We start from the raw sequence: 26015 nt of genomic DNA, 5'->3' as shown, positions 1-26015 counted from the left end.
CAACTCCGCTTCGGCCAGACCGGCCTTGTGCAGCAAAACCTCCGCACTGTCGTTCCAGACGTCCGTGCCGATGATCTTGCCGTCCCGCACCACAAATCTGTCCATGTACCGGTTGGTCTCAAATGTGGTGCCATCGTGCCATGCGCCATAAAGATAACCGGTGTTGTAGACATGTACGTCGCCGGTCTCGATGTCCAGCGTCGCGTCCGTCCGCAGGAACCTTTTTTAACCCAGGTGTAGCGCTTGGCATTGAAGGCGGCACTTTCGGCGGGGCTGGCAAACTTGCGCCCGCCGGCAAAGACCAGTTGGAAATCGTCACTGACATAGGCGCTTGCGCCTTCGGGGTCCGGTATCATGGAACGTTCGAGATAGGCCTCGACAATGAATGGCTTTCGCTTCGGCGGTCGGATCGTCTTCGGCGGTCATGGGGCTTTCCTTTGCTGGTTCATGTTGCGGGCGCATTGCTTTTGACAAAAGCTCTGAACCACAGTGGCGGCGGCCTGGCACATCAACCTCGTGTCCTGATTGGCGTGATCCAGACGGCCTGCGGCGGCCTGTGCCCGTGCGGAGAGGGCGGTTTCGTCGATGGTCAGGACCTGACCCTCTGCAAAGACTGTCCGTCCGGCGATCATGACCTCGCGCAGGGCCGCCCCGTTTTCGGCCAGAACGATCTGGTCGAGCGGCGACCGCAAGGGCGTGTAGTGGCAGTATCCAAGATCCAGAAACACCAGATCGGCAGCCCAGCCGGGTGCAATCTTTCCCACGCGGTTGAGCGCCAGCAGCCTTGCGCTGCCCTCGGTCGCCATGCGGAAGGCGTCCGCCGTGCGCAGCCAGCGTGTGGGGTCGTCGTCCTGGGCGCGGCTCAGCGTCGCTGCGAGGCGCATCGCCTCGAACATGTTCTGCCCGTCAGAGGTGTTGCTGGCATCTGTGCCCAGGCCCATGCAGATCCCCGCATCCTGCATCCGCCGCACCGGAGCGATGCCGGAGCCGAGGCGCAGATTGCTCATCGGGTTATGACAGATGCCCGCGCCCTGCTGCGCCAGAAGGCGCATCTCTGTCTCCGCGAGCCAGACCCCATGCGCGCCGCTGAAATGCGACGACAGCATGCCCAGATCGTCAAGATGTTCGGTGAGGGACATGCCGAATTTCCGCTGGGCCATGATCTGTTGCAGGCGCGTTTCGGCAAGGTGGGTCTGCAGCGGCAGGCAGCCTTCGTGCGACAGCGCCGCGCAGGCTTTGAGGAAATCCTCCGAGCAATGCAGCGGAATGGTTGGCCCGATGCCGGGCCGGACGCGGTCGCTCACGGCGGGCCAGCGGCGCAGCGCCTCATGGCAGACCTGGAGGGTGTCTTGCCATTTCGGCATCCTCATCTGCCCGACCGCATCGCCCAAGGGGCCGTCGAAAGCGTCCAGCAAGCCCGGCAGCGCCTGATAGATCGTCTGATCCGCAATCATGGGGGCCACAACGGCGCGCAGACCAATGCTATCGTAGGCTTCGGCCACCGTGTGAATACCATCGACGCTGGGTCCGGGAAGCTCGATGAACATGTCGAAACAGGCGGTGCAACCCTTGCGGATCAGCTCGACCGCCGACAGCTCCGCGCAAAGCCGCAGATCATCGGTCTGACGGTTCATATTCAGCCAGGAGCTTTCAGCCAGAAAGGTCTCAAGCCGGGCGAGGTCCGACACACCCCCGCGTCCCAGTGCACCGTGCGAATGAGTGTGACCGTTGACCAGCCCCGGTATGATGAGCCTGCCGGAGGCGTCCAGCCTCTGGGCCTCCGCAACAGCTTCACCCGCAGGCATCACTGCCTCGATCACGCCCTGCTCAATCAGCAAGGACACCTGCGCGAATTGCGCGTTGTCAACGAGAACGAGCCCGCCTCCGATCAATGTTTTGTGCATGAAAACCTGAGCCACCGGCATCAATCACACCCCGTCCGGGACGGGGCGCTTTTGGGCGGCAGCCTAGTTGATCGTCACGTCGAACCCGCGCTCGGAGGCGGCGGGCAGGAAAGACCGGTCAAATATCTCGGAGGCCTCGGGCAGTCTTTCCAGCTCATACCCCTCCGCGACGATGGCGATGGACCGGGTCAGACGTTCGTCCACCAGATCGCCCATGCCGATCTCGGTGGTCTCAGGCGCGTTCATCAGGTTTGTCAGCGCAAATTCAAGCCGCGCGCGCTCGAACTCCGGATCCACCAGATTGTCGAAGGCCATGATGGCCTCAACGGCGACATCCTGATCCTTGGCGATCTCCAGGGTGGCTTTATTGACCGCCCGGACCATGCCTGCCACTGCGTCGGGGTTGTTGGCCAGCAGGTCGCGCGACACCATCATGCCATTGGAGTAGAGATCCATACCGTAGTCTTCAAACTGAAACCAGTTGAAGTCTTCTGCGGGGTTCTGCCGGTTGGCAATCAGGTTGAACCAGCTTGTGATCGTAAAGACGAAGGCCCCGTCGATATCGCCGCGGATCATCATCGGTTCCTGCAGGTTGGGCGCCATGTTTTCCTGAGACACCTTGTCGAGGTCGACGCCGTTGAGGCTGGCAAAGACCGGAAAGAGCCGTGTCGTGGGGGTGCCTTGCGCGCCACCGAGGGTCTTGCCCTCGAAGTCAGCGGGTGTTTCGATCCCAGAGGTCTTGGGCGTCACAATCGCGAAGGGCGGGCGGTTCCAAAGCTGATAAACCATCACCGGTGCCTCGCCGGGCCGGGCGGCGGCGTTCTGGATGATGGCGTTGATATCGCCAAAGCCCGCGTCATAGGCCCCGCCCATGATCCGGGTTACAGTGGCGGCGGACCCTTCGCCCTGATCTATGGTGACATTCAGACCCTCTTCTTCGAAATACCCCTTGCTGAGGGCCAGGAGAAACGGCGCATCGCTGCCTTGGGTTTTCCAGCCCAGCGTAAAGCGGATATCTGTCATTTCCGCCAGCGCGGGGACGGCCCCCAAGAGCAGTGATAGTGCAGCGCCAAAGAATGCGTGTTTCATGTGAATATTCCTTTTTTTAACTATTGGGAGGAAGGTTTCAAGTCATTGCAATGTCGTTGCCCCGGGTGGCCCAGCCAGTCACGCGGCGCTCTCTGACGGGCGCGGCAGGACCAGATCAGAGACGTTCAGCAGGATGCAGAGAACCTCCCACATCATGAAGAAGCCGATGATCAGTGAGGTGGACAGAAAGCGAATGCGCGTAGCTTCGGTCATCACCACCCTCCTAGGCGCTGCGGACTTGCGCGATCAACTGGCGCAATCCTTGGGTCATTTCGACGAATTCGGGGCTGTAGATCATGTCGATCTGACGGGGCTGCGGGATCTCCACCGCCTTGTCAGAGATGATGCGGTCGGGGCGCGCGCTCATGACACAGATGCGGTGGGCCAGAAACCCCGCTTCGCGCAGGTCATGTGTCACCAACAGCACGGTCGGTTTGCGGTCAAGGTAGAGATCCTGCAAGATCTGCCAAAGCTCTTCGCGGGTGAACTGATCCAGCGCGCCAAAGGGCTCATCCAGCAACAGCAGGTCCGGCTCATGGATCAGCGCCCGGCACAGGTTGGAACGTTGCAGCATCCCCCGGATAACTGCCAGGGACAGTGGTTGGCAAATCCCTTGAGCCCGACCTGTTCCAGCAACGCATGAACCCGGTCCCGAAACGCCCCTTTCCGGTCTTGGCGAAAGCTTTGCTTGAACGGGGCCACGATCTTGAGCGGCATCATCACATTCTGTTCGATCGTCAGCCAGGGCAGCGTGGTCGGGTTCTGAAAGGCCATCCCGATCCGCAGCGCTTTCGCCTTGGCCTCCTTACCGCCAACCAGAACCAGGCCGGAGGTGGGGTGCAGCAGGTTGCTGACCAGCTTGAGGATCGTGGATTTCCCGCAGCCCGAGGGGCCGACCAGCGCAAGGAAATCGCCGCTTTCCATCTTCAGCGTGGTGGGGGACAGCGCGGTGACAGCCCGCTCGCCCGAGCCAAAAACGACGGAGGCTGCGTCAAGCTCCAACGCGGGGCGGGAGTGTACGGGGCAACCGGTGGGCGTGCTCAGATCGGTCGCGGGCGGTTTGAAAGACATATCCCTGAAATATTCTAGACAAAAGCCATCTCCCGGCATGAACTGCTTTAAGTAAATGAAAAATTAATTAGTGAAGCGCTGCCTAAATTAGTAGCGGAAATGAACGCCATCGGTTAACGAATTGGCGTATTCGAAGGTATGCATGCCGTTTTTTCTCAGGCTGGTTTGCCTGATTCCCTAACGCCTAGGGCTTGTATGATCATGCTGACCGCGTGGGCGCGCCGGTCAGACCGCCATTGCGCGTCCGACAGATTCTGCCCGAAAGTCGCCGAGAGCGTGTGCCCGCTGTTGAGATGGTGGGCACTCAGCGCCACAATCGTCACGTAAAGCTGAAGCGGGTCGACCCGGTGGGTGAACGCGCCCTCGGCGTAGCCGCGCTCCAGCACCCCTTCGATTTTGGACAGCAGAGGGCGCGACATCTCTTGAATTGCGGGCGTCTTGGAAATGAAACGCCCCCCAAAAGGTTTTCATTCCGGGTTATTTTGACAAAGGTCGTATTGCTGTCGAAAAAGTCAAAGGTGAATTCAACCAGCGTCTGGATGGCCGCCAGGGGATCGCGCTGGTCGAGTTTGAGCTGCTGCTCCTGCTCGCGGATTTTGGCGTAGATGTGCTCTAAAGCGGCGAGGTAGAGCTTCTCCTTGTTGCCGTAGTAGTGGTAGATCAGGCGCGCGTTACACTCTGCCGCCCCAGCGATGTCTCCGATCTTGGCACCGTGATATCCGTGGGCCGCGAATGTTTCCACGGCGGCCTGCATGATCTGATTTTTCGTCCGCTGTGGGTCACGGGACCGCGTATTTTCGGGGGATTTGAGCGCTTTCTCCATGGCAGGCTGCCTAACATTGGCCGTCGCGCGGCGGCAATAGCAACAAAACGGCTCAGGCATTCGGAAAAAGTGCGATGACCCCGGTATTGAGAGTGCCTCCTACCTCCTGCCAAAGGGGATATCTGCGGGTCGTTTTTCTGCGCGACAAGGATCGTCATACCGGTACCCCGTGCATACCCCAGCTATTTTCGATGCCCCATGTCGTCTTGAAGCCATGACAGGTAATCCTCGATCGCGGCCTCATCCCGCCTGCAGTAAGACCATTTCTGATGCTTTTTGACTGTGATGAACCGGGCGCGTTTTAAGATGTCGAGATGCCGACTGACGGTTGGCTGGCTCAGGCCCAGAGCCTCGGCAATGAGCGTCATGCAGACCCCAAACTCCACCGGGTCCGCCGAGACCTGGGTGCCAAATTGCTTTTTGGGGTGTTTCAGCATGCGTAGAATCTGCAGCCTTGTCTCGCTTGCGGCGGCAGTGATTTGTATTGACCTATTCATCTGGCCAGACATATAGTAATTTAGCTAAATGTAAATATGAAGATGCTCATGCTGAACCTCCCAAACACATTCAATTCGGATTTTGGCGCAGTAAGGTGGGGGCACGCGGGCGACGGTCCGCCACTGGTCCTGGTGCACGGCACGCCCTTTTCGGCGCAGGTCTGGCGCCGCATTGCACCGTGCCTTTCCAGGTTTTGGACAGTCTATTACTTTGACCTGATTGGTTATGGCCAATCCGAGATGGCGAACGATCAGAATGTTTCCCTCGGCATTCAGAACACCGTATTTTCATCCATTCTCGCGCATTGGGATCTAGAAAGGCCCGACGTGCTGGCGCATGATTTTGGGGGCGCGACGGTTCTGCGCAGCTACTTTCTGGACGGGCTGCGCTATCGATCCCTGACGCTATTCGATGCCGTTTCCCTTGCGCCGTGGGGCTCGCCCTTTGTGCAACATGTGCGCCAGCATGAAGCCGCATTCGCGGGCATGCCCGCATATATGCACGACGCTCTGCTAAAGGCGTATCTCCAGACGGCCGCCCATGTGGCGCTGACCGATGACGCGCTTCATGTTTACATGCAGCCATGGCAAGGCCCCGTTGGGCAGCCTGCCTTCTACCGCCAGATTGCGCAGATGGACCAGTGCTACACCGATGAGATCGAAGAGAAGTACAGCAGGTTGGACTGTCCTGTTCAGGTACTCTGGGGTATGCAAGATCGCTGGATTCCAATTGAGACAGGTGAAAGGCTGGCCAAGCTTCTCTCTGACCGTCCTCTTGTTCGCGTTCCAGAGGCGGGGCATCTGGTTCAGGAAGACGCCCCAGAGGCGATCATTGCAGCCATGCTGGGGATAGCGGTTGAGCGTCGTGATGGTGCCTGTTGAAAGTGGCTTGGACGGTGTTGGTGGCGGGGGCTCTGAGGCCTGCCAGCTTTCTGGAAGTGACCGGTTCGGCAGGTTTTAGCATTCCTTTCTTCCCACAAAGATGTAGAAAGATTTACAAAAAGCTTCCGCGCGACAACTTTCATGAGGTATCGTAAAGTTTATGGTGCAATCGCTGCGCTCCTTTGCGTGCGCGACAGAGATTAGAAGCAGGCCTATGACAGATATCAAAATCAAGAACATGGAGCAATTTGCGACGATCAGCGGGTTGTCGCGACCAACTGTTTCCAAGTACTTCAATGATCCGAAAAGCGTGCGCGACAGCACGCGCGTGCGGATCGAGGCCGCGTTGAAGAAGTACGACTACCGTCCGAACATCTATGCGGTTAACCAGAACCGCAAGCTGACCAAGAACGTGGGCGTCGTGGTGCCCTACCTGGCCGATCCGTTCTTTGCCGAGATTGCCCGGAATATTGAACAGCGCTGCATTGATGCGGGCTATAGTCCCACGCTCTTCAGCTCGCACGGGGACGCCGATCTGGAGCGGGATATCCTCGACAACCTGCGCGCGCTAAAACCGGCGGGCGCGCTTATTGCGCCGCTTGGTCGGGGCACAGACCGCCGCGCGCTCGAGGTGTTCTGCGACGATGTGCCCACGGTACTTTTCGACAGCAATATTCAGGATGTCGGCCTGGCCTTTGTCGGGTCGGATAATCCCCAGTTTGCTGAACTCATTGTCGAATACCTCTGCAGAACCGGGGAGCCCCCATGTTTCTTCGAGATGAAACATCCCGCGAACCCCAACGCCAACAAGCGCAGGCAGGCTTATGTGCGCGCGATGGAGCATCTTGGCCATTCGCCTGTAATGGTGCAGGTGGAAGGTCGCGGCTGGGCGTTCGAAGAGATCGGGCGGGCAGGGGGCATCAAAGCACTGGAAACCGGGCAGTTTGTCACCCGGACAGTGCTGTGCAGCAATGACCGTCTTGCCATTGGGCTGCTGGCGGCGTGCTACCAAAAAGAGGTGCGTGTGGGGCGCGCAGAAGGCTGCGTGCTTCGGGTGGCGGGGTTGGACGATCACCCGTTCTCGCGGTTCACCTGCCCGCCCCTGACCACCATCGCGCAGGATTATGATGCGGTGTCGCGCCGCGCGGTGCGAACGCTCTTTGATGCGGTTGAGTCCGGAACCGAAACCACCACGCATGAAACCGTGCTGTTTGAAGGGAAACTCATCATGCGGGACAGTGCATAAATTTGCGCGCGTAAATTTATTTATTGACGCCGATAACAGTTTTAGCCTAGCGTTTACCTTTATAACATCCAGCTTAAGGGAGGATTCGGATGTCTATTAGGAGCGCACTTCGTGCGGCCACAGCGGTGTGTTTGATCACCACATGTGGCGCATTTGCCGATACCATTACAATTGCAACAGTCAACAACGGTGACATGATCCGGATGCAGGGGCTGACGGATGATTTCACGGCCAAGACCGGCCATGAAGTCGAGTGGGTCACTCTGGAAGAGAACGTCCTGCGCCAGCGTGTGACAACGGACATCTCAACGAGTGGTGGGGCTTTCGACATCATGACCATAGGGATGTATGAAACACCTATCTGGGCGGCGAATGGCTGGTTGGTATCGCTCGATGATTTGCCGGCGGAATATGACGTGGACGATATCCTGCCGGCGATGCGCGGGGGGCTGTCACACGACGGCACGCTTTATGCGGCACCATTCTACGGCGAAAGCTCGATGGTGATGTACCGAACCGACCTGATGGAAGCGGCTGGACTGGAAATGCCGGAAGCGCCCACGTGGGAGTTCATCGCCGAAGCGGCCCGCGCAATGACCGACAAGGACAACGAGATCTACGGTATCTGCCTGCGCGGCAAAGCGGGCTGGGGCGAAAACGCGGCCTTTATTACCGCCACCGCGAACTCATTCGGGGCCCGCTGGTTCGACGAAAACTGGACCCCTCAGTTTGATACACAGCCCTGGGCCGACACGCTGAATTTCTACATCGATCTGTTGAACGATGCAGGCCCTCCCGGCGCGTCGACAAATGGCTTTAACGAGAACCTCTCGCTCTTTCAGCAAGGCAAGTGCGGCATGTGGATCGATGCGACCGTTGCGGCGTCCTTTGTGACCAACCCCAACGATTCTACCGTTGCGGACAAGGTGGGCTTTGCCCTTGCGCCTGACACAGGTCTTGGAAAACGCGGAAACTGGTTGTGGGCATGGGCCCTTGCGATTCCGGCGGGAACCCAGAATGAGGCAGCAGCCAAAGAGTTCATCCAGTGGGCGACTTCGAAGGAATACATCGAACTGGTTGCCGAAAAAGAAGGCTGGGCAAACGTGCCTCCGGGGGCACGCGTTTCGCTCTACGAGAACCCCAACTACCAGGAAGTGCCTTTTGCGGAAATGACGCTCAAGTCCATCCAGTCTGCCGACCCTTTGAACCCGACGGTGGATCCGGTGCCGTATGTCGGCGTTCAGTTTGTTGCGATCCCTGAGTTTGCAGGTTTTGCGACCGAAGTCGGGCAGGAATTCTCTGCCGCCCTGGCGGGCCAGCAAACTGCGGAAGAGGCTCTTGCGAAAGCGCAAGCAATCACCTTGGACGCGATGGAAGCTGCGGGCTACTAGGCGAGCCTCCCTGTCGAGAGGCGGCAGATACAAGCCGTCGCCTCTCGGTATCTGGTATACTTTTTAAACAATCTGAAACCAGAAACGGCGCTGCCGTTAACGGAAAAGGTGCATCCAATGGCTACCCAGCATTCCCGATCCGCCGCCAGACTGATGATGGCACCTGCCGTTATCCTGCTCCTGGGGTGGATGCTTGTCCCCCTGACCATGACGCTGCTCTTTTCGTTCAAACAGTACCTGCCCCTGCGCGGTGGCGATCTTGGGTGGGTTGGCTTTGACAACTACGTCAGGTTCGTCAGCTCGAGCGCGTTCTGGCCTTCTGTGGTTGCCACGCTCACGATCGTCGGGGGTGTTTTGCTCATCACTATCGTTCTGGGGGTACTGCTGGCGCTGCTGCTTGACCAGCCGATGTGGGGGCAGGGTATCGTACGCATTCTTGTGATTGCGCCGTTCTTTGTGATGCCAACCGTCTCCGCGCTGGTTTGGAAAAACATGTTCATGGATCCGGTGAACGGTCTTTTTGCCCATTTATGGAAGTTTTTTGGGGCGGAACCTGTGCAATGGCTCAGTCAGGCCTCTCTGGAATCGATCATTCTGATTGTCAGCTGGCAGTGGTTGCCCTTTGCAACACTGATCCTGCTGACCGCGGTGCAGTCCCTCGACAGCGAACAGCTCGAAGCCGCAGAGATGGACGGTGCCCCGAAGGTCAAGCGGTTCTGGTTCATCATCCTGCCACACCTGTCGCGGGCGATCACGGTGGTCGTCCTGATCCAGACGATTTTCCTTCTGTCGATCTTTGCAGAGATCTTTGTGACCACACAAGGGTCCTTCGGCTCCCGGACACTGACCTACCTGATCTACCAGCGTGTGCTTGAAAGCCAGAATGTCGGGCTTGGGTCTGCCGGTGGGGTTTACGCCATTATTCTCGCCAACATCGTTGCCATTTTCCTGATGCGCATCGTCGGCAAGAACCTGGACAACTGAGGAGGAGAGATCATGGCACGTTCAGTTACATCTCGACGCAAAGCGCTCAATACGCTGGTGGCCTGGACCATCGGGCTGCTGATCTTCTTCCCGATCCTGTGGACGATCCTGACCAGCTTCAAGACCGAAGCGCAGGCGATCAGCGACCCGCCCGTCTTCCTGTTCTTCGACTGGACGCTGGAGAACTATGCCGTGGTCCAGGAGCGTTCCAACTATATGCGCTTTTTGTGGAATTCGGTGATCATTGCGGGGGGCTCGACAATTCTGGGGATCATCATCGCCATCCCCGCCGCCTGGTCGATGGCCTTTGTGCCCTCCCGGCGGACCAAGGACATCCTGCTGTGGATGCTGTCCACCAAGATGTTGCCGGCGGTTGGGGTCCTCTACCCGATCTACCTGATCTTCATTCAGTTCGGGCTGCTCGACAACCGCTTTGGTCTGGTCGTCGTGCTGATGCTCATCAATCTGCCGATCATCGTCTGGATGCTCTACACCTACTTCAAGGAAATTCCCGGTGAAATCCTTGAGGCGGCGCGTATGGACGGGGCCAGCCTCAAAGAGGAAATCCTCTATGTGCTCACACCGATGGCGATCCCCGGCATCGCCTCGACAATCCTGCTCAACTTCATCCTGGCCTGGAACGAAGCCTTCTGGACGCTCAACCTGACAGCGGTGAATGCCGCACCTCTGACAGCCTTCATTGCCAGCTATTCCAGTCCCGAAGGCCTCTTTTTCGCGAAACTCAGCGCAGCCTCAACGATGGCAATCGCGCCGATCCTGATCCTTGGCTGGTTCAGCCAGAAACAACTTGTCCGTGGCCTGACCTTTGGCGCGGTAAAATAAGGACCAAGAACATGGGACGCATTACACTCGATAAAGTAACCAAAAGCTTCGGTGAAACTCAGGTTATCCCGCCGTTGGACCTGACAATCGATGACGGAGAGTTCACCGTCTTTGTTGGCCCATCCGGGTGCGGCAAGTCTACGCTGCTGCGCCTGATTGCGGGGCTGGAGGATACCACAAGTGGTGAAATCCGCATTGATGGTACCGATGCAACCAATGTGCCTCCGGCAAAACGAGGGCTGGCGATGGTCTTTCAGTCCTATGCGCTCTACCCCCATATGTCGGTGCGCAAGAATATCGCGTTCCCGCTGCGGATGGCAAAGATGGATCAGGCAGAGATTGAGCGTCGTGTCGAGGGCGCAGCAAGTGTCCTGAACCTGAGCGACTACATCGAGCGCAAACCGGGCCAACTGTCTGGCGGGCAGCGTCAGCGCGTCGCCATCGGGCGGGCCATCGTGCGCGAACCTTCGGCGTTTCTCTTTGACGAGCCGCTGTCGAACCTCGATGCCGCGCTGCGCGTGGGCATGCGGCTTGAAATCTCCGAACTGCACAAGCGGCTTGAGACGACGATGATCTACGTAACCCACGATCAGGTCGAGGCGATGACGATGGCCGACAAGATCGTGGTGCTGCGGGCCGGACATATCGAACAGGTTGGCTCTCCGCTCGAGCTCTACCGCGCGCCGCGCAACCTCTTTGTGGCAGGTTTTATCGGGTCCCCGAAAATGAACTTCGTGTCGGGAGAAGAAGCCGGCAAGCACAACGCGCATACAATCGGGGTGCGGCCCGAGCACATCACAGTCTCCGAGAGTGAAGGCAGATGGCGCGGTGTTGTCGGTGTTGCAGAGCATCTGGGCTCCGATACCTTCTTCCACATCCACCAGACAGGTCTTGCGGAGACGATCACCGTGCGGGCGGACGGCGAGGTCGGGTTCAATCACGGCGATACCATTTATCTCACGCCCCGTGACGAGGTGATCCACCGCTTTGACCAGGACGGGTTGCGTATCGCATGAACCGTCTGCAGGGGAAAACAGCGCTCATCACGGGGGCTGCGCGCGGGATCGGGCTTGCCTTTGCACAGGCCTATGTAGCCGAAGGGGCCCGTGTCGCCATCGCCGACGTTGATATCGCGCGCGCGCGCAATGCGGCGCATGAGATCGGTGAAATGGCGCTTGCGGTTGAAATGGATGTGGCCGACCAGGCGAGCATTGACCGCGCGGTTGCGGAAACGGTGCAGGCCTTCGGGCCGATTGACATCCTTATCAACAATGCAGCGCTCTTCACGGCTGCCCCTGTGGTCGAGATTGATCGCGCCGACTATGCCCGTGTGTTTGACATCAATGTTGCCGGCACGCTGTTCACGATGCAGGCGGTTGCCCGGCATATGATCGCAAACTCCATACGGGGACGTATCATCAATATGGCCAGTCAGGCCGGTCGCCGGGGCGAGCCCCTGGTGGCGGTCTACTGTGCGACCAAGGCGGCGGTCATCAGCCTGACGCAATCGGCAGGTCTGAACCTGATTGAGCACGGGATCAACGTGAATGCCATTGCCCCGGGTGTTGTCGACGGCGAACACTGGGATGGGGTCGATGCGTTCTTTGCCAAACATGAAGGCAAAGCCCCCGGTCAAAAGAAGAAAGAAGTGGCAGCTGCCGTGCCCTATGGGCGGATGGGCACGGCCGCGGATCTCACCGGTATGGCCGTTTTCCTTGCCAGCGATGCGGCGGATTACATCGTCGCGCAATGCTACAACGTTGATGGCGGACAGTGGATGAGCTGATGGCAGATGGGGCAGAAAAGACCGGGCTTATGAAACTGAGCAACGCGGCATTGGGCCGTCTAGGCCGCAACATCGCGCAGCCGACATACGACCGCAGCGCCATCACACCCGGCATCGTGCATATTGGTCTTGGCAATTTTCATCGCGCGCATCAGGCATGGTATCTGCACCGGCTGATGCAACAGGGCGAAGCGCTTGATTGGGGGATCATCGGTGCCGGGGTCCGCGCCGCTGACGCCGATCAGCGTGTCCGGCTGCTGGAACAGGACTGTCTGACCACCCTGATCGCGCTGGACCCGGCTGCAAAATCGGTCGAGATCAGCGGACCAATGATCGATTTTCTGCCGGTAGAGGTCGGCAACGGGGCGCTGATTGCCCAGATGGCCGACCCTGTGATCCGGATTGTATCGCTGACGGTCACAGAAGGCGGGTATTATCTTGACCCCGCCACTGGCGGCTTCGATGCCGCGCATCCCGACATCGCGCATGACGCCGCGCATCCCGAGACGCCACGCACGGCCTTTGGCGCGATGATTGCAGCGTTGCGCCGACGGCGTACCGCCGGTGCCGGACCGTTTACCGCGCAAAGCTGTGACAACCTGCAAGGCAATGGCACCATATTACGACAGACCATTGTGTCGCTGGCCCGCCTGTCCGACCCGCAGCTTGCGGCCTGGATCGATCAGGAATGCACATTTCCCAATGCGATGGTGGATTGCATCGTGCCGGCGACGGGCCCGTCCGAAATTGCGCTGGCCCGCACTTTCGGCATTCAGGATGCAGCCCCGGTGACCCACGAAAACTATCGTCAGTGGGTCATCGAAGACGCCTTTTGCGCAGGCCGCCCGGCATGGGAAAAGGTCGGGGCGACGATGACCTCTGAGGTGCATGCGTTTGAAAAGATGAAGATCCGGTTGCTCAACGGGGGTCATCAGGTCATCGCCGATCCGGCTGAGATCATTGGCCTTGAGACGATCTCGGACGCGATGGCCCATCCGCTGATCAGGTCGTTTTTGCGCAAAGTGGCGGCAGAGGAAATTGCGCCGCATGTCCCGCCCGTGCCCGGGATGGCGCCGCTGGCCTATCTGGGCCTGATCGAGACGCGCTTTGCGAACCCCGAGATCAAAGACACCACGCGGCGCGTGGCATTTGATGGCTCCAGCCGTCACCCCGGCTTTATCGTGCCTTCGATCAGAGATGGTTTGGACGCGGGCACGCCGGTATCGGGGCTGGCACTTGTCTCTGCCCTCTGGGCCCGGTACTGCGACGGCACACGCGAAGACGGCTCTGCCGTTGCCGCCAATGACCCAAATTGGGACAGCTTGCAGCGTGTCGCCAAAGCAGCGCGGCATGATCCATCCAAATGGCTGGGTATGAAGCAGATTTACGGAGACCTCTCCGATCACCCGGAGCTTGCCGAGGCCTTCGCAAAGTGGCTGTCATCTCTCTACGCAAATGGCGTTGAGGCAACGCTTGACGCCTATCTGCGCAGTTGACTACGGCATCGGTCGATGGCTATGCGCCAGCGCTAATGACCTTGGCAATGGACGATGCGAGTTTTGTAACCAGCTCGTCGATCTGATCGTCTTCGATGATGAAAGGGGGGGCGAGCAACACATGATCCCCGCTGCGCCCATCCCGCGTGCCTGACATCGGATAGCAGATCAGCCCCTCGTCAAAAGCGGCAGCCTTGATCCTCGCGGCATACCCAAGGTTCGGGTCAAAGGGTGTCTTGGTCTCTCGATCCTGAACAATCTCGATGCCTCGAAACAATCCGCGTCCCCGGATATCGCCAATATGCGGATGCTGGCCAAGCTGTCTGTGCAAAGCGCCCGCAAGCACTTTGCCCTGGCGCGCAGCTCTGTCCGCCAGGTTTTGGCCGATGATCTTTTTGACAACCGCGAGCCCGGCGGCAGTGGCGACGGGATGTCCGATGTAAGTATGCCCATGCTGAAAAAAGCCACTGCCGCTCTCAATCGTCTGATAGATTTCGCCAGTGCAGAGCATTGCGCCGATCGGTTGATACCCAGCCCCCAATCCCTTGGCGATACAGAGAATATCGGGTGCGATCCCCTCCGCGTCACAGGCAAAGAGATCACCGGTCCGCCCCATGCCGCACATGACTTCGTCCAGTATCAAGAGCACGCCGTAGGTGTCGCAGATCTCGCGAATGCGCCTGAAATAGCCGTCCACTGCGGGAACAGCCCCCATGGTGGCTCCGACAATGGGTTCAGCCATAAACGCCATCACGGTATCAGGACCGAGGCGCAGTATCTCCTCCTCAAGCTCTTGGGCCGCGCGCTGCCCGTACTCTTGGGTGCTCTCGCTCGCTTCCCGCAGCATGTATTCATAACACGGCGGTATATGGCTCACATCGATGAGCAACGGGGAAAACTGCTGCCGACGCCACATGTTGCCACCCGCGGCCAACGCCCCAAGCGTATTGCCATGATAGCTTTGCTGACGTGCGATAAGATGGCGGCGTTGCGGCTGGCCGTTTTCAACATGGTATTGCCTTGCCAGCTTGATCGCGGCCTCGGTCGCCTCTGATCCGCCCGAGACGAAATACACTTTATCCAGCCCGCCGGGTGCCGCATCCACCAGCGTATTTGCCAGTTCTTCGGCAGGTTCAGAGGTGAAAAACCCGGTATGGGCAAATGCCAGCGCAGCGGCCTGATTTTGAACGGCTTCCACGATATCGGGATCGCCGTGGCCCAGACAAGATACTGCCGCCCCGCCGGACCCATCCAGATAGGCCTTACCCGTGCTGTCGTAGAGATAGCAGCCCTGTCCGCGCACAGCTGTTGGCGGTTCTGCTTTGCAGTGGCGGGGAAAGACATGCGACATCGGGGGGGCTCCCTGCATCAGTGGATGCACAAACTGAAATCATCATAGGTCTAGCGCCATCCGGGATTGAATTCCATGGCAATCAGGGCACTCTCAATCCGTTTCCGATATGTGCGAACAGAGGTACTGATCGGTGCCCGTACCTCATCAGCCTATGTGTGTACGGCCCCCCCCGTCCGGGGCAAAAGGCGCGCGTGCACCATTCTGCCGCTGACCGCCCGTCGTGGTTGTTGAGCCGCGGTCGACCCCCTGATATTCGTTTTGGACCTCGCCCTTGCGATCGACCGCCTTGCTTAACCCTTCAAGGACTTGGACAACCGCACAATGAAACGGCCGCCTTCGTGATAGCTGTCCTCCAGTTGCACATCGCCGCTGTGTGTGGTCGCGATCCTTTTGCACATGGCAAGGCCAAGCTCCGATCCTTCGATCTCGTCCTGTGTGTGAAGCCGTTGCATAGGCTCAAAAATCCGGCCGGCGTATCCGAACTGGATGCGGCCATGATCGACATCAGGACGCCGCCGCCTGCGTAAAACCCCGGTCAGATGGTGCGCCACCAGCCCCGGCCCAAAGCCGATCAACCCCTGAATGACGGGTGCGGTCAGACCATAGAGCACGTGGGCAAGCGCGGCTTTTCTCAACTCCGCCAGCCGTGACCGCGCCCAATGCCCATCACCACTGCACCCTGCATTGCATGCGCGTCCCGGCGTTGCGCGCTCATCCGGGCCAGAACAATGGCTGTGACCCGCGCTGCAATATCCATGAAGGGGTAGAGCGCGCCGATAAAGCCTTCGTAGAAAATGTCCTCTGCATCCGGCATCGCCATGCCTGCTGCCAGGGTCGAGGCTGACACGGCCCCAAAAAGCCCGACAGTTGCCATTGCATCCATGCGCGACACGCCGCTGAACCGCGCGAGGGACCGCCCCCAGCAGAACGATGGAAACACCGACAGCAGCGGCTGCAAAGGCAGGGACCGCAAGAGAGATAAAGTCCGCTTCGCGGATCGAGATGCCCGCGCCCAGGCCGACTTTGAGCAGCAGCAGGATGACAATGACCTTGTAGACCGGATCAGGGATTTCGATCTTGCTCCCCAAGGCTGCGAGCATCATGCCCCCCAAGCAAGGCTGCAAGGGTGGGCTTTTGCATCTGCGCCAGCATCGTGCCTGCGATTTCCGTCACGATGTCCATGGTTGTCCCTTTTATGCGTGCCTCCGGGAAATGGATCAGTCGCGGGAATAAGAAAAATATATCTTTACCTGCAAAATGTTCTATTTAAGAGAACCATGGACAATCTGAACTATCATCACCTGCGGTATTTCCGCGAAGTGGCCCACACAGGGCACCTCACCCGGACAGCCGATCGGGTGAACCTGTCGCAATCCGCCTTGTCGTCTCAGATACGCACGCTCGAAGAACGGCTTGGTCATGCGCTTTTTGATCGTGTGGGGCGGCAGCTTGTCCTCACGGAGGTCGGTCGGATCGTGCTGGACCATGCCGACCGGATTTTTGGCACGGGCGAAGAACTCATCGCGACCCTGCAGCGCAGCAATGCTGATGTACCGCCTTTGCGTGTCGGCGCGCTGTCGACCTTGTCGCGGAATTTTCAGCTGCGGTTCCTTGAGCCGATACTGGGCACGCCGGATGTCAATGTGATCCTGAAATCCGGGAGCGAAGAGGTCCTCTTTGATGGGCTCAGATCACTTGCGCTTGACGTGTTGCTTACGACAGAGCCGCCCAAGAGCGCCGAAGGATCGGAATTCACCGCCCACCGATTGGCAGAGCAGACCGTTGGGATTCATGGGGCTGCTGCACGCATGGCGCATGGCAGTTTGACCGAGCTTTTATCGAGCGAGCCGCTGATCGTGCCCACCGACAGTTCGATCCGGCGGGGCTTTGACAGCCTGATTGCGCGGTTGGATATCACGCCCCGCATTGCTGCCGATGTGGATGATATGGCGATGGTACGCTTGCTCGCCCGTGCAGACGCCGGGGTGGCCATTGCCCCGGATGTGGTGCTTGCGGATGAGATCGCCTCCGGCCGGTTGGTGACAGCGTCCTTCGACCTGAACATTGTTGAGAGCTTTTTCGCCGTTACCGTGCGGCGCAGCTTTCCCCATCCGGTATTGCAGCAATTGCTATCGGCATGATGCTTTCATAGCATCCAAGGCCTGCAGGTCGCCCGAAAGGTAGTGCCGGTTTTTCGGCGGCACACCCAAGAAAGTCCGCAGATTTCGGGCCCGGTAAGGCGGCAGGTGGGTTGCATTCCAGCGCGCTCGCAGAGATAAGAAAACTGCAACATGGATGTGCGCGCCCGACACGCGAACTCTGCACCGTGTCAGGTCAAAGTCTTGCAGTTTTTGCAGAAGTGTTCTGGCGTATGCCTAGATCTCCCCACGAAAGCCTCTGGATGACCATGCCAACCGAATTGAAAACTGAACTCAATACGCGCCGACGGGTTTCGTTGACTGACCGCTTGCAAGCCATGTGCCGGAGCGGGTGATCGCATGCCGGTTTTGCCGCAAATCATTCTGGGCAGTGCTATTTTGATCCTCTGCACGCTGATCCACATCGCGGTCAGCGTCTGGGTGATCCATCGGTTGCACGACAACGAGGCTCTTGTAAAGGCTCAGACGGGGGTGCGGGCGTTTGTCGTCGTTTCCCTTGTGGTGATGGTCTTTTTGGCCTCGCATACCGCGCATCTTTACATCTGGGCGATATCGCTGTGGCTGCTGGGCGCTTTGCCGGGCTATGAGGAGCCGATTTACTTTGCATTGGTGACCTACACGACCGTTGGGTATGGCGATGTAACGCTCGGCCCGGATTTTCGCATTCTGGGCGGGATGGCCTCTGTCAATGGTATTCTGGCCTTCGGGTTGACGACCGCGTTTCTGGTTGGGCTCTTTCCCGAGATCATTGGCGGGCTGGAAGATGACTAGAGGCCATTTGCGGTGAACCCCCGTTGCCCTTCTCTGCGCGTTTTGGGTGCGGGTTTCATTCGCGGGGTATCGGTCTGGATGAGTTTTCTACTGATCGGAAGCGCCGCAGCAGCACAGGAGCAGGTTTTGGAACTATCACCACGCTGGGAATACGTCTCCGACAGAGTTATGGGCGGTGTCTCAGAGGGACAGCTCCGCCTTGAGAGTGTCAAAGGCCAAAGATCGGCGCATCTGACCGGGCGTGTTTCACTGGATAACAACGGCGGCTTTGTACAGATGGCCTTTGATATCGCAGCGGACGGTCGCGTTTTTGATGCATCCGACTGGGCCGGCATTGCGTTGGATGTCCTGGGCAACGGTGAACGCTACGAGATCAGATTGCGCACCGCGCAGTTGACCCGGCCCTGGCAATCCTTCCGAGCCGAGATCGTCGCCATCGACAGATGGCAGACCCTCTATCTCCCGTTTGAGGTCTTTGAGGCGCACCGCACGCAGGTCGCCTTCGATCCTGCGGCTTTGCGTCGAATTGGCGTCCTCGGCATTGGGCGCGTTTTTGACGCGGATATTGCTGTAGGCGGTCTCCGGCTCTACCGATAATCTCTCGTTTTCTGATCGGTTTGAAAGGTTAATTCTTGAGCAAATCTCCGGTGTTTCCGGGATGTTAGCGAGCTGGGTTGCGGCTTGTGATAAACTTGGTTGCACCGCTGGTGGGGTTCGCTACGGTAAGCAGATGACAAAAAATCCCCAACACTTTTGCGAAATGTCACTCTCCGAGGGGGTCCGGACACCATATCAGAGATACCAGTCATGGTTCGACCAGCAAGACGTGGGTCGGCTGTCGAAAAAAGCGCAGGAAGCCGAAGCTTTCTTTCGCAGAACTGGCATCACCTTCAACGTCTACGGGCAGGCTGACGCGGAGGAGCGGCTGATCCCCTTTGACCTTGTGCCGCGGATCCTGTCGAACACCGAATGGACCAAATTGTCTAGAGGGATCGAGCAGCGGGTTCGCGCGATCAATGCGTTCCTGCATGATATCTACAACCGGCAGGAGATTTTGCGCGCAGGCGTCGTCCCGATTGAACTGGTGGCCAATAACGAGGCATTCCTGCCCGAGATGATGGATTTCAGCCCGGCAGGTGGCGTCTATACGCATATTGTCGGCACCGATATCGTCCGCACCGGTGAAAACGAATTCTACGTGCTGGAAGACAATGCGCGGACACCCTCCGGGGTGAGCTACATGCTCGAAAACCGCGAGACGATGCTGCAGATGTTCCCTGAGCTTTTCAGCAAGATCAAGGTGCAGCCGGTCAGTGATTATCCGAAAAACCTGCGACGGTCGCTGGAGGCGTCGGCCCCCGCAGGATGCAGCGGTCGTCCTTGCGTTGTTGTCCTGACACCCGGCATTCACAACTCGGCTTACTACGAACACAGCTTTCTGGCCGATCAGATGGGGGTGGAACTGGTTGAGGGTCATGATTTGCGCGTCATGGACGGTCACATCGCGATGCGCACCACCCGCGGCTACAAGGTCATTGACGTGATCTATCGCCGTGTCGATGATGAGTTTCTCGACCCGCTGACCTTTAACCCCAAGTCGATGCTGGGGGTGCCGGGGATCATGGATGTCTACCGCGCGGGCAATATCACGATTACCAATGCGCCCGGCACCGGCGTGGCGGATGACAAGGCAGTTTATAGCTATGTCCCAGACATTGTTGAATTCTACACCGGTGAGAAAGCTATTCTGAAAAACGTGCAAACGCATCGCTGCGCCGAGAAGGACACCTTGCAATACGTGCTGGATAACCTCGCCGACCTGGTGGTCAAGGAGGTGCATGGCTCGGGCGGCTACGGCATGCTGGTCGGGCCCGCTGCCAGCAAGAAAGAGCTGTCTGCCTTTGCCGCCAAGCTCAAGGCGCGCCCCTCCAACTATATCGCGCAGCCTACGCTGTCGCTGTCAACCGTGCCGATCCTGACAGAGGCGGGGCTGGCCCCGCGCCACGTGGATTTGCGCCCCTTTGCGCTTGTTTCACCCAATGCGGTGGACATCGTGCCGGGCGGGTTGACCCGTGTCGCCCTGACCGAAGGCAGCCTGGTGGTCAACTCCAGCCAGGGCGGTGGCACCAAGGACACCTGGGTTTTGGAGGGCTGACATGCTGGGCAAGACCGCAGGGGGCCTGTTTTGGATGTTCCGCAATCTTGAGCGGGCGGGCAACACGGCGCGCCTGATCGAGGCGGGATTTCGCATCGCGCTGACCCGCTCCAGCGACCCGGAATCCGAATGGAAGTCCGTCATCGTCACCTCTGCCAGCCAAATGGCCTATGATGCCAAACACGACGGATATGACAGCGCGCGGGTCACGGACTTTTTGCTGCGCGACCCGGGCAATCCGAACTCTGTCCTGTCGGTCATCAAGTTTGCGCGGGACAATGCCAGGCTGGTGCGCACCGCCCTGACCACAGAGGTCTGGGGGGCGGTCAATGAGACCTGGATGGTATTGAGCAAAGTGCTCAAGGAGCCGATCCCCGAAACCGACCTGCCGGATGTGCTGGCCACGATCCGCCAGCAGGGTGCGCTGGTGCGCGGCGCCCTGCACGGCACAATGCTCCGCAATGATATCTATGATTTCTGCCGCTTGGGCACATTCATCGAGCGTATGGACAGCACCGCCCGGATCATTGACGTGAAGTATCACGCGCTCCTGCCGGCCACGTCTTTCGTGGGCAGCCGGATGGACAACGTGCAATGGGAAATGGTGCTGCGATCCGTGTCCGCGCACGCCTCCTTTCGATGGGCGCTGGATGGGGAGTACAACGCCCCGAACATCGCGCAGTTTCTGATCCTCGACCGCAGGTTGCCGCGGTCGCTGGCCTTTTGCGCTTCGCAACTGGTAGATAACCTGAATTATCTCGCAGAGGACTACGGCACACGACCCGAAAGCCTTGCAATGGCCGAGGCGCTTAACGTACGTCTGAAAAACCGCGACATCGGTACGATCTTCGAGGAAGGGCTGCACGAGTTCCTTCAATCGGTCATAGGTGATGGGAGGGCTTTGGGCTTTCAGATCGAACAAGATTACAGGTTCAACGCATAATGCAACTCAACATCCGACATGTGACCGAATATGCCTATGATGCCCCGGTGGATTTTGCATTGCAAAAGCTGCGGCTGCATCCTCTCGCCTCGCAGGTGCAGACGGTGCAGGATTGGTCCGTGGACGTCAGTGGCGGCAAGATCGAGACCAGCTACACCGACCACTACGGCAACCACGTCGATCTGGTCAGCGCCGAGGCGGGGACCCAGAAGCTGTCGATTATGGCCTCGGGTCGGGTCGAGACCCGCGATACCGCTGGAGTTCTGGGCAAGTTCTATACCCGTGCGCCCCTTTGGCATTTCGCGCAGCAAACGACCCTGACCGAGCCGGGCGATGGGGTAAAGGCGCTCTCGGAGGCGATTGGGACCGAAAAAGACGTGCTTGACGGGCTGCACGCGCTAAGTGCTGCCATCCTCAAAGCTGTGCCCTACGAGACCGGCACCACCAATGCCACGACAACGGCGGAAGGGGCCATCGCTGCCGGAAAAGGTGTGTGTCAGGATCACGCGAATATCTTTGTTGCGGCAGCCCGGATAGCGGGCCTGCCTGCACGCTATGTCAGCGGATATCTGTTGATGAACGATCAGGTCGATCAGGATGCCAGCCACGCCTGGGCCGAGGTGCATCTGAACGACCTCGGCTGGGTTGGCTTTGACGTCTCAAACGGTGTCAGCCCGGATGAGAAATACGCCCGCATCGCCGTGGGGCGCGATGCGCATGACGCCGCGCCGATTTTCGGGCTGCGCACTGGCGCCGGCAACGAGAGTATGATTGTATCTTTGCAAGTTCAGCAGTAAGCCTGACTGCAAGACCCCCCTCATCTAGTGGATGACCATGACTTACTGCGTCGGCATGCGCCTCAACTCCGGGCTTGTCTTTATGTCCGATACCCGGACCAATGCCGGTGTCGACAACTTCTCGACCAGCCGCAAGCTGTTCACCTGGGCGGTGCCGGGCGAGCGGTCGATCACGATCATGACGGCGGGCAATCTGGCCACGACGCAAGCCATGGTGAGCCTGCTTGCGGAGCGCTCCTCGGCGGTTGAGGAACGGGACCCGGGTATCCTGAACCAGCCTTCGATGTTTCAGGTTGCGCGTCTGGTTGGCGCGACCCTCAAGGAGGTGATCGCCTACAGCAGCCCAGATGCGCCGACGGCCAACGACCAATTCAGCGCCTCCGTGATTGTCGGGGGCCAGATCAAAGGCGGCCAACCCACGATCTTTCTGGTCTATCCGCAGGGAAATTTCATCGAGGTCACCGATGACACGCCGTTCTTTCAGATCGGCGAGGCAAAATACGGCAAGCCGATCCTGGTGCGGGCCTATGATCCGGACCTCAGCTTTGACGAGGCGCTCAAGCTCTTGCTGGTCTCCTTTGATTCGACCATCAAATCCAATCTCTCGGTCGGTCTGCCCTTTGATGTTCATGTCTATGAGAACGAAGCGCTGCATGCAGATCGCCAGATCCGCATCGACGAAAGCGATGAGATCTACCAGTCCATTTCCTCCGGGTGGGGGGAGGCTTTGAAGTCGGCCCTGGACTTGCTTCCGAACTATAAGACCTAGATAAAGTTGTATGTCTCGGGTCGGAAAAATTGCCCGTCGCGGGTTTCTGGTTGGATCGGCTGCGATTGCCGGCGGGGTCGCCTTTGGCGTCTACAAGCTTGTCCAGACACCTGAAAACCCTCTGCGTGAAGGCCTGCGGCCCTCTGAGGCCAGCTTCAACCCCTGGGTCAAGATCAGCGCGGATCGCATCACGCTGATCACGCCACATGTCGATGTGGGGCAGGGTGTCGTGCATATGCAGGCGCTGCTTCTGGCCGAAGAGCTTGATCTTGAGCCGGGCCAGTTCGAGACGGCGTTCGGCCCGCCCGCGCCAGCCTATTACAACACCGCCATGGCGGCTGAGGGGGTGCCCTTTGCCACCACTGATCGCGGCATGCTGGCGGAAACCTCACGTGATGCCCTCGGCGCGCTGAGCAAGGTCATCGGGCTGCAGGGCACCGGGGGCTCCAGTTCGGTGCCGGACAGTTTCGTCAAGCTGCGCGTGGCGGGCGCTGTGGCACGTGAAACGCTCAAACGGGCGGCTGCACTGGCGTACGGCGTTGAGCCTGCGGACCTGCGCACCCAAGCTGGGTCCGTGATTTTAGCCGATGGCACTGCGGTGCCCTATCAGGCGCTTGCCGAAGAGGCAGCTCTGCTTGAGCCCGACCAGGATGTGGCCCTGCGCGACCCGGCTGACTGGAAGCTGATCGGCCAGCCGACGCTGCGGCAGGATGTGGTCGCCAAATCCACCGGGATGCAGAGCTACGGCATCGACATCCGGCTCGATGGCATGCTTTTTGCAGCCATCCGCCTGTCGCCCTATCGCGGCGCGGTGGGCGACGCGGATCTGAGCCTCGCACAGGACATGCCGGGCGTGGTCTCGGCCCTGCGGATCAGCAAGGGCTTCGCGGTTGTCGCCGACAACACCTGGACGGCGATGCAGGCGGCTTTGGCGCTGGAGCCTGCCTGGGGCCCGGCCCCTTACCCCGCCGAGCAGGCCGCGCATTGGGAGGCGCTTGCCGCCTCCTTTACCGACGCGCGGTGGGATGCAACCTGGCGCGACGACGGGGATGTTGAGGCGGCGTTGTCGGCTGAGGTGATCGCGGCGGAGTACCGCGCGCCCTATGTGGCCCATCAGCCGCTTGAGCCACTCAACGCGACGGTCAGGGTCACGGAAGACCGGGTGGAGGTCTGGACCTCGACCCAGCTGCCCCCCTTCGTGCAACGCGCGGTGGCGCGGATCACGAACCACCGCAAGGATCAGGTGGTGCTGCGCAACCAATACGCCGGCGGCAGCTTTGGTCACCGGCTGGAGATGGATCACGTGCTGCATGCCGCAGAGATTGCGGTTCAGATGAAGGGCACCCCGATCAAACTGACCTACAGCCGCGAAGAAGACTTTGCCCAGGACTATCCCCGTCACATGGGGATGAGCCGGGCGCGCGGGGCTGTCGCGGGGGGGAAGGTGCAGGCGCTTGCGCTCGACATTGCGGCGCCAGCGCCGATTGCCTCGCAGCTTGACCGGCTGGGCTATCCGTTTCTGGGCCCCGATATCCAGATTGCTGCGGGGGCCTGGAATGCGCCTTATGCGATCGATAACTTTCGGGTCAGGGCGTTTCGGACGCCGGGTCTCGCCCCGACCTCCAGTTGGCGGGCGGTCGGGGCATCCTCTTGCGGCTTTTTTCTGGAAGGGTTTCTGGACGAATTGATCCACGCGGCCGGGGCGGACCCGATGGAAGAGCGTCTGCGCCTGTGTCGCTGGGATGCCGCACGTGGCACGCTGGAGGCGGTCGCGGAGATGTCAAACTGGGGCAGCCCGCTGGCGTCGGGCAAAGGGCGTGGCGTCGCGCTCGTGGAAAGCTTCGGGGTGCCTACCGCAGAGGTGGTGGAGGTGAGCGCCACGCCGCAGGGCATTCGGATCGACAAGGTCTGGGTGGCGGCAGATGTGGGCCGTGTCATCGACCCGGTCAATTTCGAAAATCAGGTGCAGGGGGGCGTCATCTGGGGCCTCGGCCACGCCATCAATTCAGAGATCACCTATGCAGAGGGTCAGGCCGAACAGAGCAATTACCACGATGCCGAAGGCCTGCGCTTTGATCAAAGCCCGGAGATTTTCGTGCGCGGGCTGGAGACGCATTTCACCGTCAAGGGTGTGGGTGAGCCGCCGGTGCCGCCAGCAGCCCCCGCTCTGGCAAACGCGATTTTTGATGCCACAGGCCAGCGGTTGCGGGAAATGCCATTTTACAAACACATTGATTTCGCCTGAGCACCAACGGCCCGGTGCAATAGATCAGGTGTTGATGAGTTCCGACAACTCATGTGCTGCATCCTTTAACAGATCGACCTTGGCGACGAGGTCGCTCAACCCGAGCCGTTGCAGCGGCGCATGGACCGAGAGTGTCGAAACCAACCTGTGCTGCATGTCATAGATCGGCACGGCGACCGCTGCCATGCCATCCATGAATTCCTCCGCATCGGTCGAATAACCGCGCTTGCGGGTCGTCTCCAGCTCCGCTTTCAGGAGGGTTTCGTCGGTAATGGTCCCCGCGACGCGCTCGTCCAGGGTCGCGTTGGCCAGAAACCGGTCCAGGTAGGCAGGACGCAGGGAGGCGAGATACATCTTGCCACTGGCGGTGCAGTGAAACGGCACCTGTGAGCCCACAGGGAGTTGGATGCGCAACGGCCAGTGGGTTTCGACCCGGTCAAGGTAGATCATTCCATCGCGGTCGGGCGTGGCGATATTGCAGGTCTCGCCAATTTCCTCGGCTACCCGGCGCAGGATGCTCAGGCGGACCATGCGGACGCGCTGTGACGACAGCGTATTGACCGCCAGTCGGCGCAGCCGAGGGCCGGGGCTGTAGGACCGGCCGTCGAGATCGCGTTGCAGATAGCCGGCCTCCTCTGCTGTGTGAAACAAACGGTGGAGCGTGGGTTTCGGCAGGTTCAGCGTATCTTTGAGCGCTGAGGGGGTAACCGGGACCCCGGCCTTGGCGACCCCTTCCAGTAAGTACAGCAACCTTAAGTTGGTTGGTATCTGTCCTTGTTTATCCGAAGTGAGGTCGTCAGGCATGGGGTC

The 26015-nt window shown here is 59.4% G+C and carries 25 protein-coding genes and 2 pseudogenes; 16 read left to right on the top strand and 11 right to left on the bottom strand.

All coding sequences use genetic code 11. The features are described from left to right. Positions 1-422: 422 nt before the first annotated feature. From H7847_RS14120 to H7847_RS14095, 7 genes and pseudogenes are all read right to left on the bottom strand, one after another. Positions 423-1904 carry an amidohydrolase family protein gene (locus H7847_RS14120; protein WP_227270125.1) on the bottom strand — a complete coding sequence of 494 codons (1482 nt, stop codon included), beginning with the start codon at positions 1902-1904 and terminating at the stop codon, positions 423-425. A gap of 63 nt (positions 1905-1967) precedes the next feature. Further along, positions 1968-2993 (bottom strand): ABC transporter substrate-binding protein, encoded by a 1026-nt coding sequence (locus H7847_RS14115; RefSeq protein WP_227270124.1) that lies wholly within the window; start codon positions 2991-2993, stop codon positions 1968-1970. A gap of 78 nt (positions 2994-3071) precedes the next feature. Next, the gene (locus H7847_RS26755; protein WP_264479575.1) at positions 3072-3206 is read right to left on the bottom strand and encodes a hypothetical protein; all 135 of its coding nucleotides are present in this window, start codon (positions 3204-3206) and stop codon (positions 3072-3074) included. 10 nt (positions 3207-3216) lie between these two features. Continuing rightward, positions 3217-3567, bottom strand: a complete 351-nt coding sequence (locus H7847_RS14110) for a hypothetical protein (protein ID WP_227270123.1) — start codon at positions 3565-3567, stop codon at positions 3217-3219. Continuing rightward, a complete protein-coding gene (locus tag H7847_RS14105; RefSeq protein ID WP_227270122.1) occupies positions 3534-4064 on the bottom strand; it encodes an ATP-binding cassette domain-containing protein in 531 nt (176 codons plus the stop codon). The genes H7847_RS14110 and H7847_RS14105 overlap by 34 nt, the downstream gene beginning before the upstream one ends. Before the next feature lie 155 nt (positions 4065-4219). Then, positions 4220-4818: pseudogene (locus H7847_RS14100) on the bottom strand (TetR/AcrR family transcriptional regulator). A gap of 251 nt (positions 4819-5069) precedes the next feature. Beyond that, positions 5070-5324, bottom strand: a complete 255-nt coding sequence (locus H7847_RS14095) for an ArsR/SmtB family transcription factor (RefSeq protein WP_406676001.1) — start codon at positions 5322-5324, stop codon at positions 5070-5072. A gap of 108 nt (positions 5325-5432) precedes the next feature. Between H7847_RS14095 and H7847_RS14090 the strand changes: the two genes are divergently transcribed. The 8 genes from H7847_RS14090 (at position 5433) to H7847_RS14055 (ending at position 14012) form a co-directional block, all read left to right on the top strand. Further along, on the top strand, positions 5433-6266 hold the full coding sequence (locus H7847_RS14090; protein WP_227270120.1) for an alpha/beta fold hydrolase: 834 nt from the start codon (positions 5433-5435) through the stop codon (positions 6264-6266). A 214-nt stretch (positions 6267-6480) separates the two neighbouring features. Next, positions 6481-7512, top strand: coding sequence for a LacI family DNA-binding transcriptional regulator (locus H7847_RS14085; RefSeq protein WP_227270119.1), 1032 nt, complete (start codon positions 6481-6483; stop codon positions 7510-7512). A gap of 89 nt (positions 7513-7601) precedes the next feature. Then, positions 7602-8903, top strand: coding sequence for an ABC transporter substrate-binding protein (locus H7847_RS14080; protein ID WP_227270118.1), 1302 nt, complete (start codon positions 7602-7604; stop codon positions 8901-8903). Positions 8904-9020: 117 nt separating this feature from the next. After that, positions 9021-9887: a carbohydrate ABC transporter permease gene (locus tag H7847_RS14075; protein WP_227270117.1), complete on the top strand. Its 867-nt coding sequence runs from the start codon at positions 9021-9023 to the stop codon at positions 9885-9887. A gap of 12 nt (positions 9888-9899) precedes the next feature. After that, complete coding sequence (locus H7847_RS14070; protein WP_227270116.1) at positions 9900-10730, top strand: carbohydrate ABC transporter permease; 831 nt, start codon at positions 9900-9902, stop codon at positions 10728-10730. Positions 10731-10741: 11 nt separating this feature from the next. Beyond that, positions 10742-11746 carry an ABC transporter ATP-binding protein gene (locus H7847_RS14065; RefSeq protein ID WP_227270115.1) on the top strand — a complete coding sequence of 335 codons (1005 nt, stop codon included), beginning with the start codon at positions 10742-10744 and terminating at the stop codon, positions 11744-11746. After that, positions 11743-12516 (top strand): L-iditol 2-dehydrogenase, encoded by a 774-nt coding sequence (locus tag H7847_RS14060; protein ID WP_227270114.1) that lies wholly within the window; start codon positions 11743-11745, stop codon positions 12514-12516. The genes H7847_RS14065 and H7847_RS14060 overlap by 4 nt, the downstream gene beginning before the upstream one ends. Then, entirely contained in the window at positions 12516-14012 is a 1497-nt protein-coding gene (locus tag H7847_RS14055; RefSeq protein ID WP_406676000.1) for a mannitol dehydrogenase family protein, read from the top strand. The genes H7847_RS14060 and H7847_RS14055 overlap by 1 nt, the downstream gene beginning before the upstream one ends. A 19-nt stretch (positions 14013-14031) precedes the next feature. Here the strand turns inward: H7847_RS14055 and H7847_RS14050 are convergent, their stop codons facing one another. The 3 genes and pseudogenes from H7847_RS14050 to H7847_RS14040 form a co-directional block, all read right to left on the bottom strand. Beyond that, positions 14032-15363 carry an aspartate aminotransferase family protein gene (locus H7847_RS14050; RefSeq protein WP_227270113.1) on the bottom strand — a complete coding sequence of 444 codons (1332 nt, stop codon included), beginning with the start codon at positions 15361-15363 and terminating at the stop codon, positions 14032-14034. 293 nt (positions 15364-15656) lie between these two features. Next, positions 15657-16001 (bottom strand): ATP-binding protein, encoded by a 345-nt coding sequence (locus H7847_RS14045; protein WP_227270112.1) that lies wholly within the window; start codon positions 15999-16001, stop codon positions 15657-15659. Continuing rightward, positions 15998-16466: pseudogene (locus tag H7847_RS14040) on the bottom strand (sodium-dependent bicarbonate transport family permease). Before H7847_RS14040 ends, H7847_RS14045 begins: the two are co-directional and overlap by 4 nt. Positions 16467-16643: 177 nt before the next feature. Here H7847_RS14040 and H7847_RS14035 point away from each other — a divergent pair. From H7847_RS14035 to H7847_RS14000, 8 genes are all read left to right on the top strand, one after another. Then, the gene (locus H7847_RS14035) at positions 16644-17507 is read left to right on the top strand and encodes a LysR family transcriptional regulator (RefSeq protein WP_227270111.1); all 864 of its coding nucleotides are present in this window, start codon (positions 16644-16646) and stop codon (positions 17505-17507) included. A gap of 357 nt (positions 17508-17864) precedes the next feature. Next, positions 17865-18296, top strand: a complete 432-nt coding sequence (locus H7847_RS14030) for an ion channel (RefSeq protein WP_227270110.1) — start codon at positions 17865-17867, stop codon at positions 18294-18296. Between the two features lie 126 nt (positions 18297-18422). Next, a complete protein-coding gene (locus tag H7847_RS14025; RefSeq protein ID WP_227270109.1) occupies positions 18423-18893 on the top strand; it encodes a CIA30 family protein in 471 nt (156 codons plus the stop codon). A 133-nt stretch (positions 18894-19026) separates the two neighbouring features. Further along, the gene (locus H7847_RS14020; RefSeq protein WP_227270108.1) at positions 19027-20451 is read left to right on the top strand and encodes a circularly permuted type 2 ATP-grasp protein; all 1425 of its coding nucleotides are present in this window, start codon (positions 19027-19029) and stop codon (positions 20449-20451) included. Position 20452: 1 nt separating this feature from the next. Then, positions 20453-21394 (top strand): alpha-E domain-containing protein, encoded by a 942-nt coding sequence (locus H7847_RS14015; protein WP_227270107.1) that lies wholly within the window; start codon positions 20453-20455, stop codon positions 21392-21394. Continuing rightward, positions 21394-22191 (top strand): transglutaminase family protein, encoded by a 798-nt coding sequence (locus H7847_RS14010; RefSeq protein WP_227270106.1) that lies wholly within the window; start codon positions 21394-21396, stop codon positions 22189-22191. Before H7847_RS14015 ends, H7847_RS14010 begins: the two co-directional genes overlap by 1 nt. Before the next feature lie 37 nt (positions 22192-22228). Continuing rightward, on the top strand, positions 22229-22960 hold the full coding sequence (locus tag H7847_RS14005) for a peptidase (RefSeq protein WP_227270105.1): 732 nt from the start codon (positions 22229-22231) through the stop codon (positions 22958-22960). Between the two features lie 10 nt (positions 22961-22970). Then, on the top strand, positions 22971-25205 hold the full coding sequence (locus H7847_RS14000) for a xanthine dehydrogenase family protein molybdopterin-binding subunit (RefSeq protein ID WP_227270104.1): 2235 nt from the start codon (positions 22971-22973) through the stop codon (positions 25203-25205). A gap of 24 nt (positions 25206-25229) precedes the next feature. On the opposite strand, the gene H7847_RS13995 is transcribed toward H7847_RS14000, so the two are convergent. After that, positions 25230-26009, bottom strand: coding sequence for an IclR family transcriptional regulator (locus H7847_RS13995; protein ID WP_227270103.1), 780 nt, complete (start codon positions 26007-26009; stop codon positions 25230-25232). Between the last annotated feature and the right edge of the window lie 6 nt (positions 26010-26015).

The sequence above is a fragment of the Roseobacter weihaiensis genome, from assembly GCF_020622345.1.
Taxonomy (GTDB): Bacteria; Pseudomonadota; Alphaproteobacteria; order Rhodobacterales; family Rhodobacteraceae; genus Roseobacter; species Roseobacter weihaiensis.
Note: the sequence above shows the minus strand (reverse complement) of the source record. Positions and strands in the feature narration are given on the sequence as shown.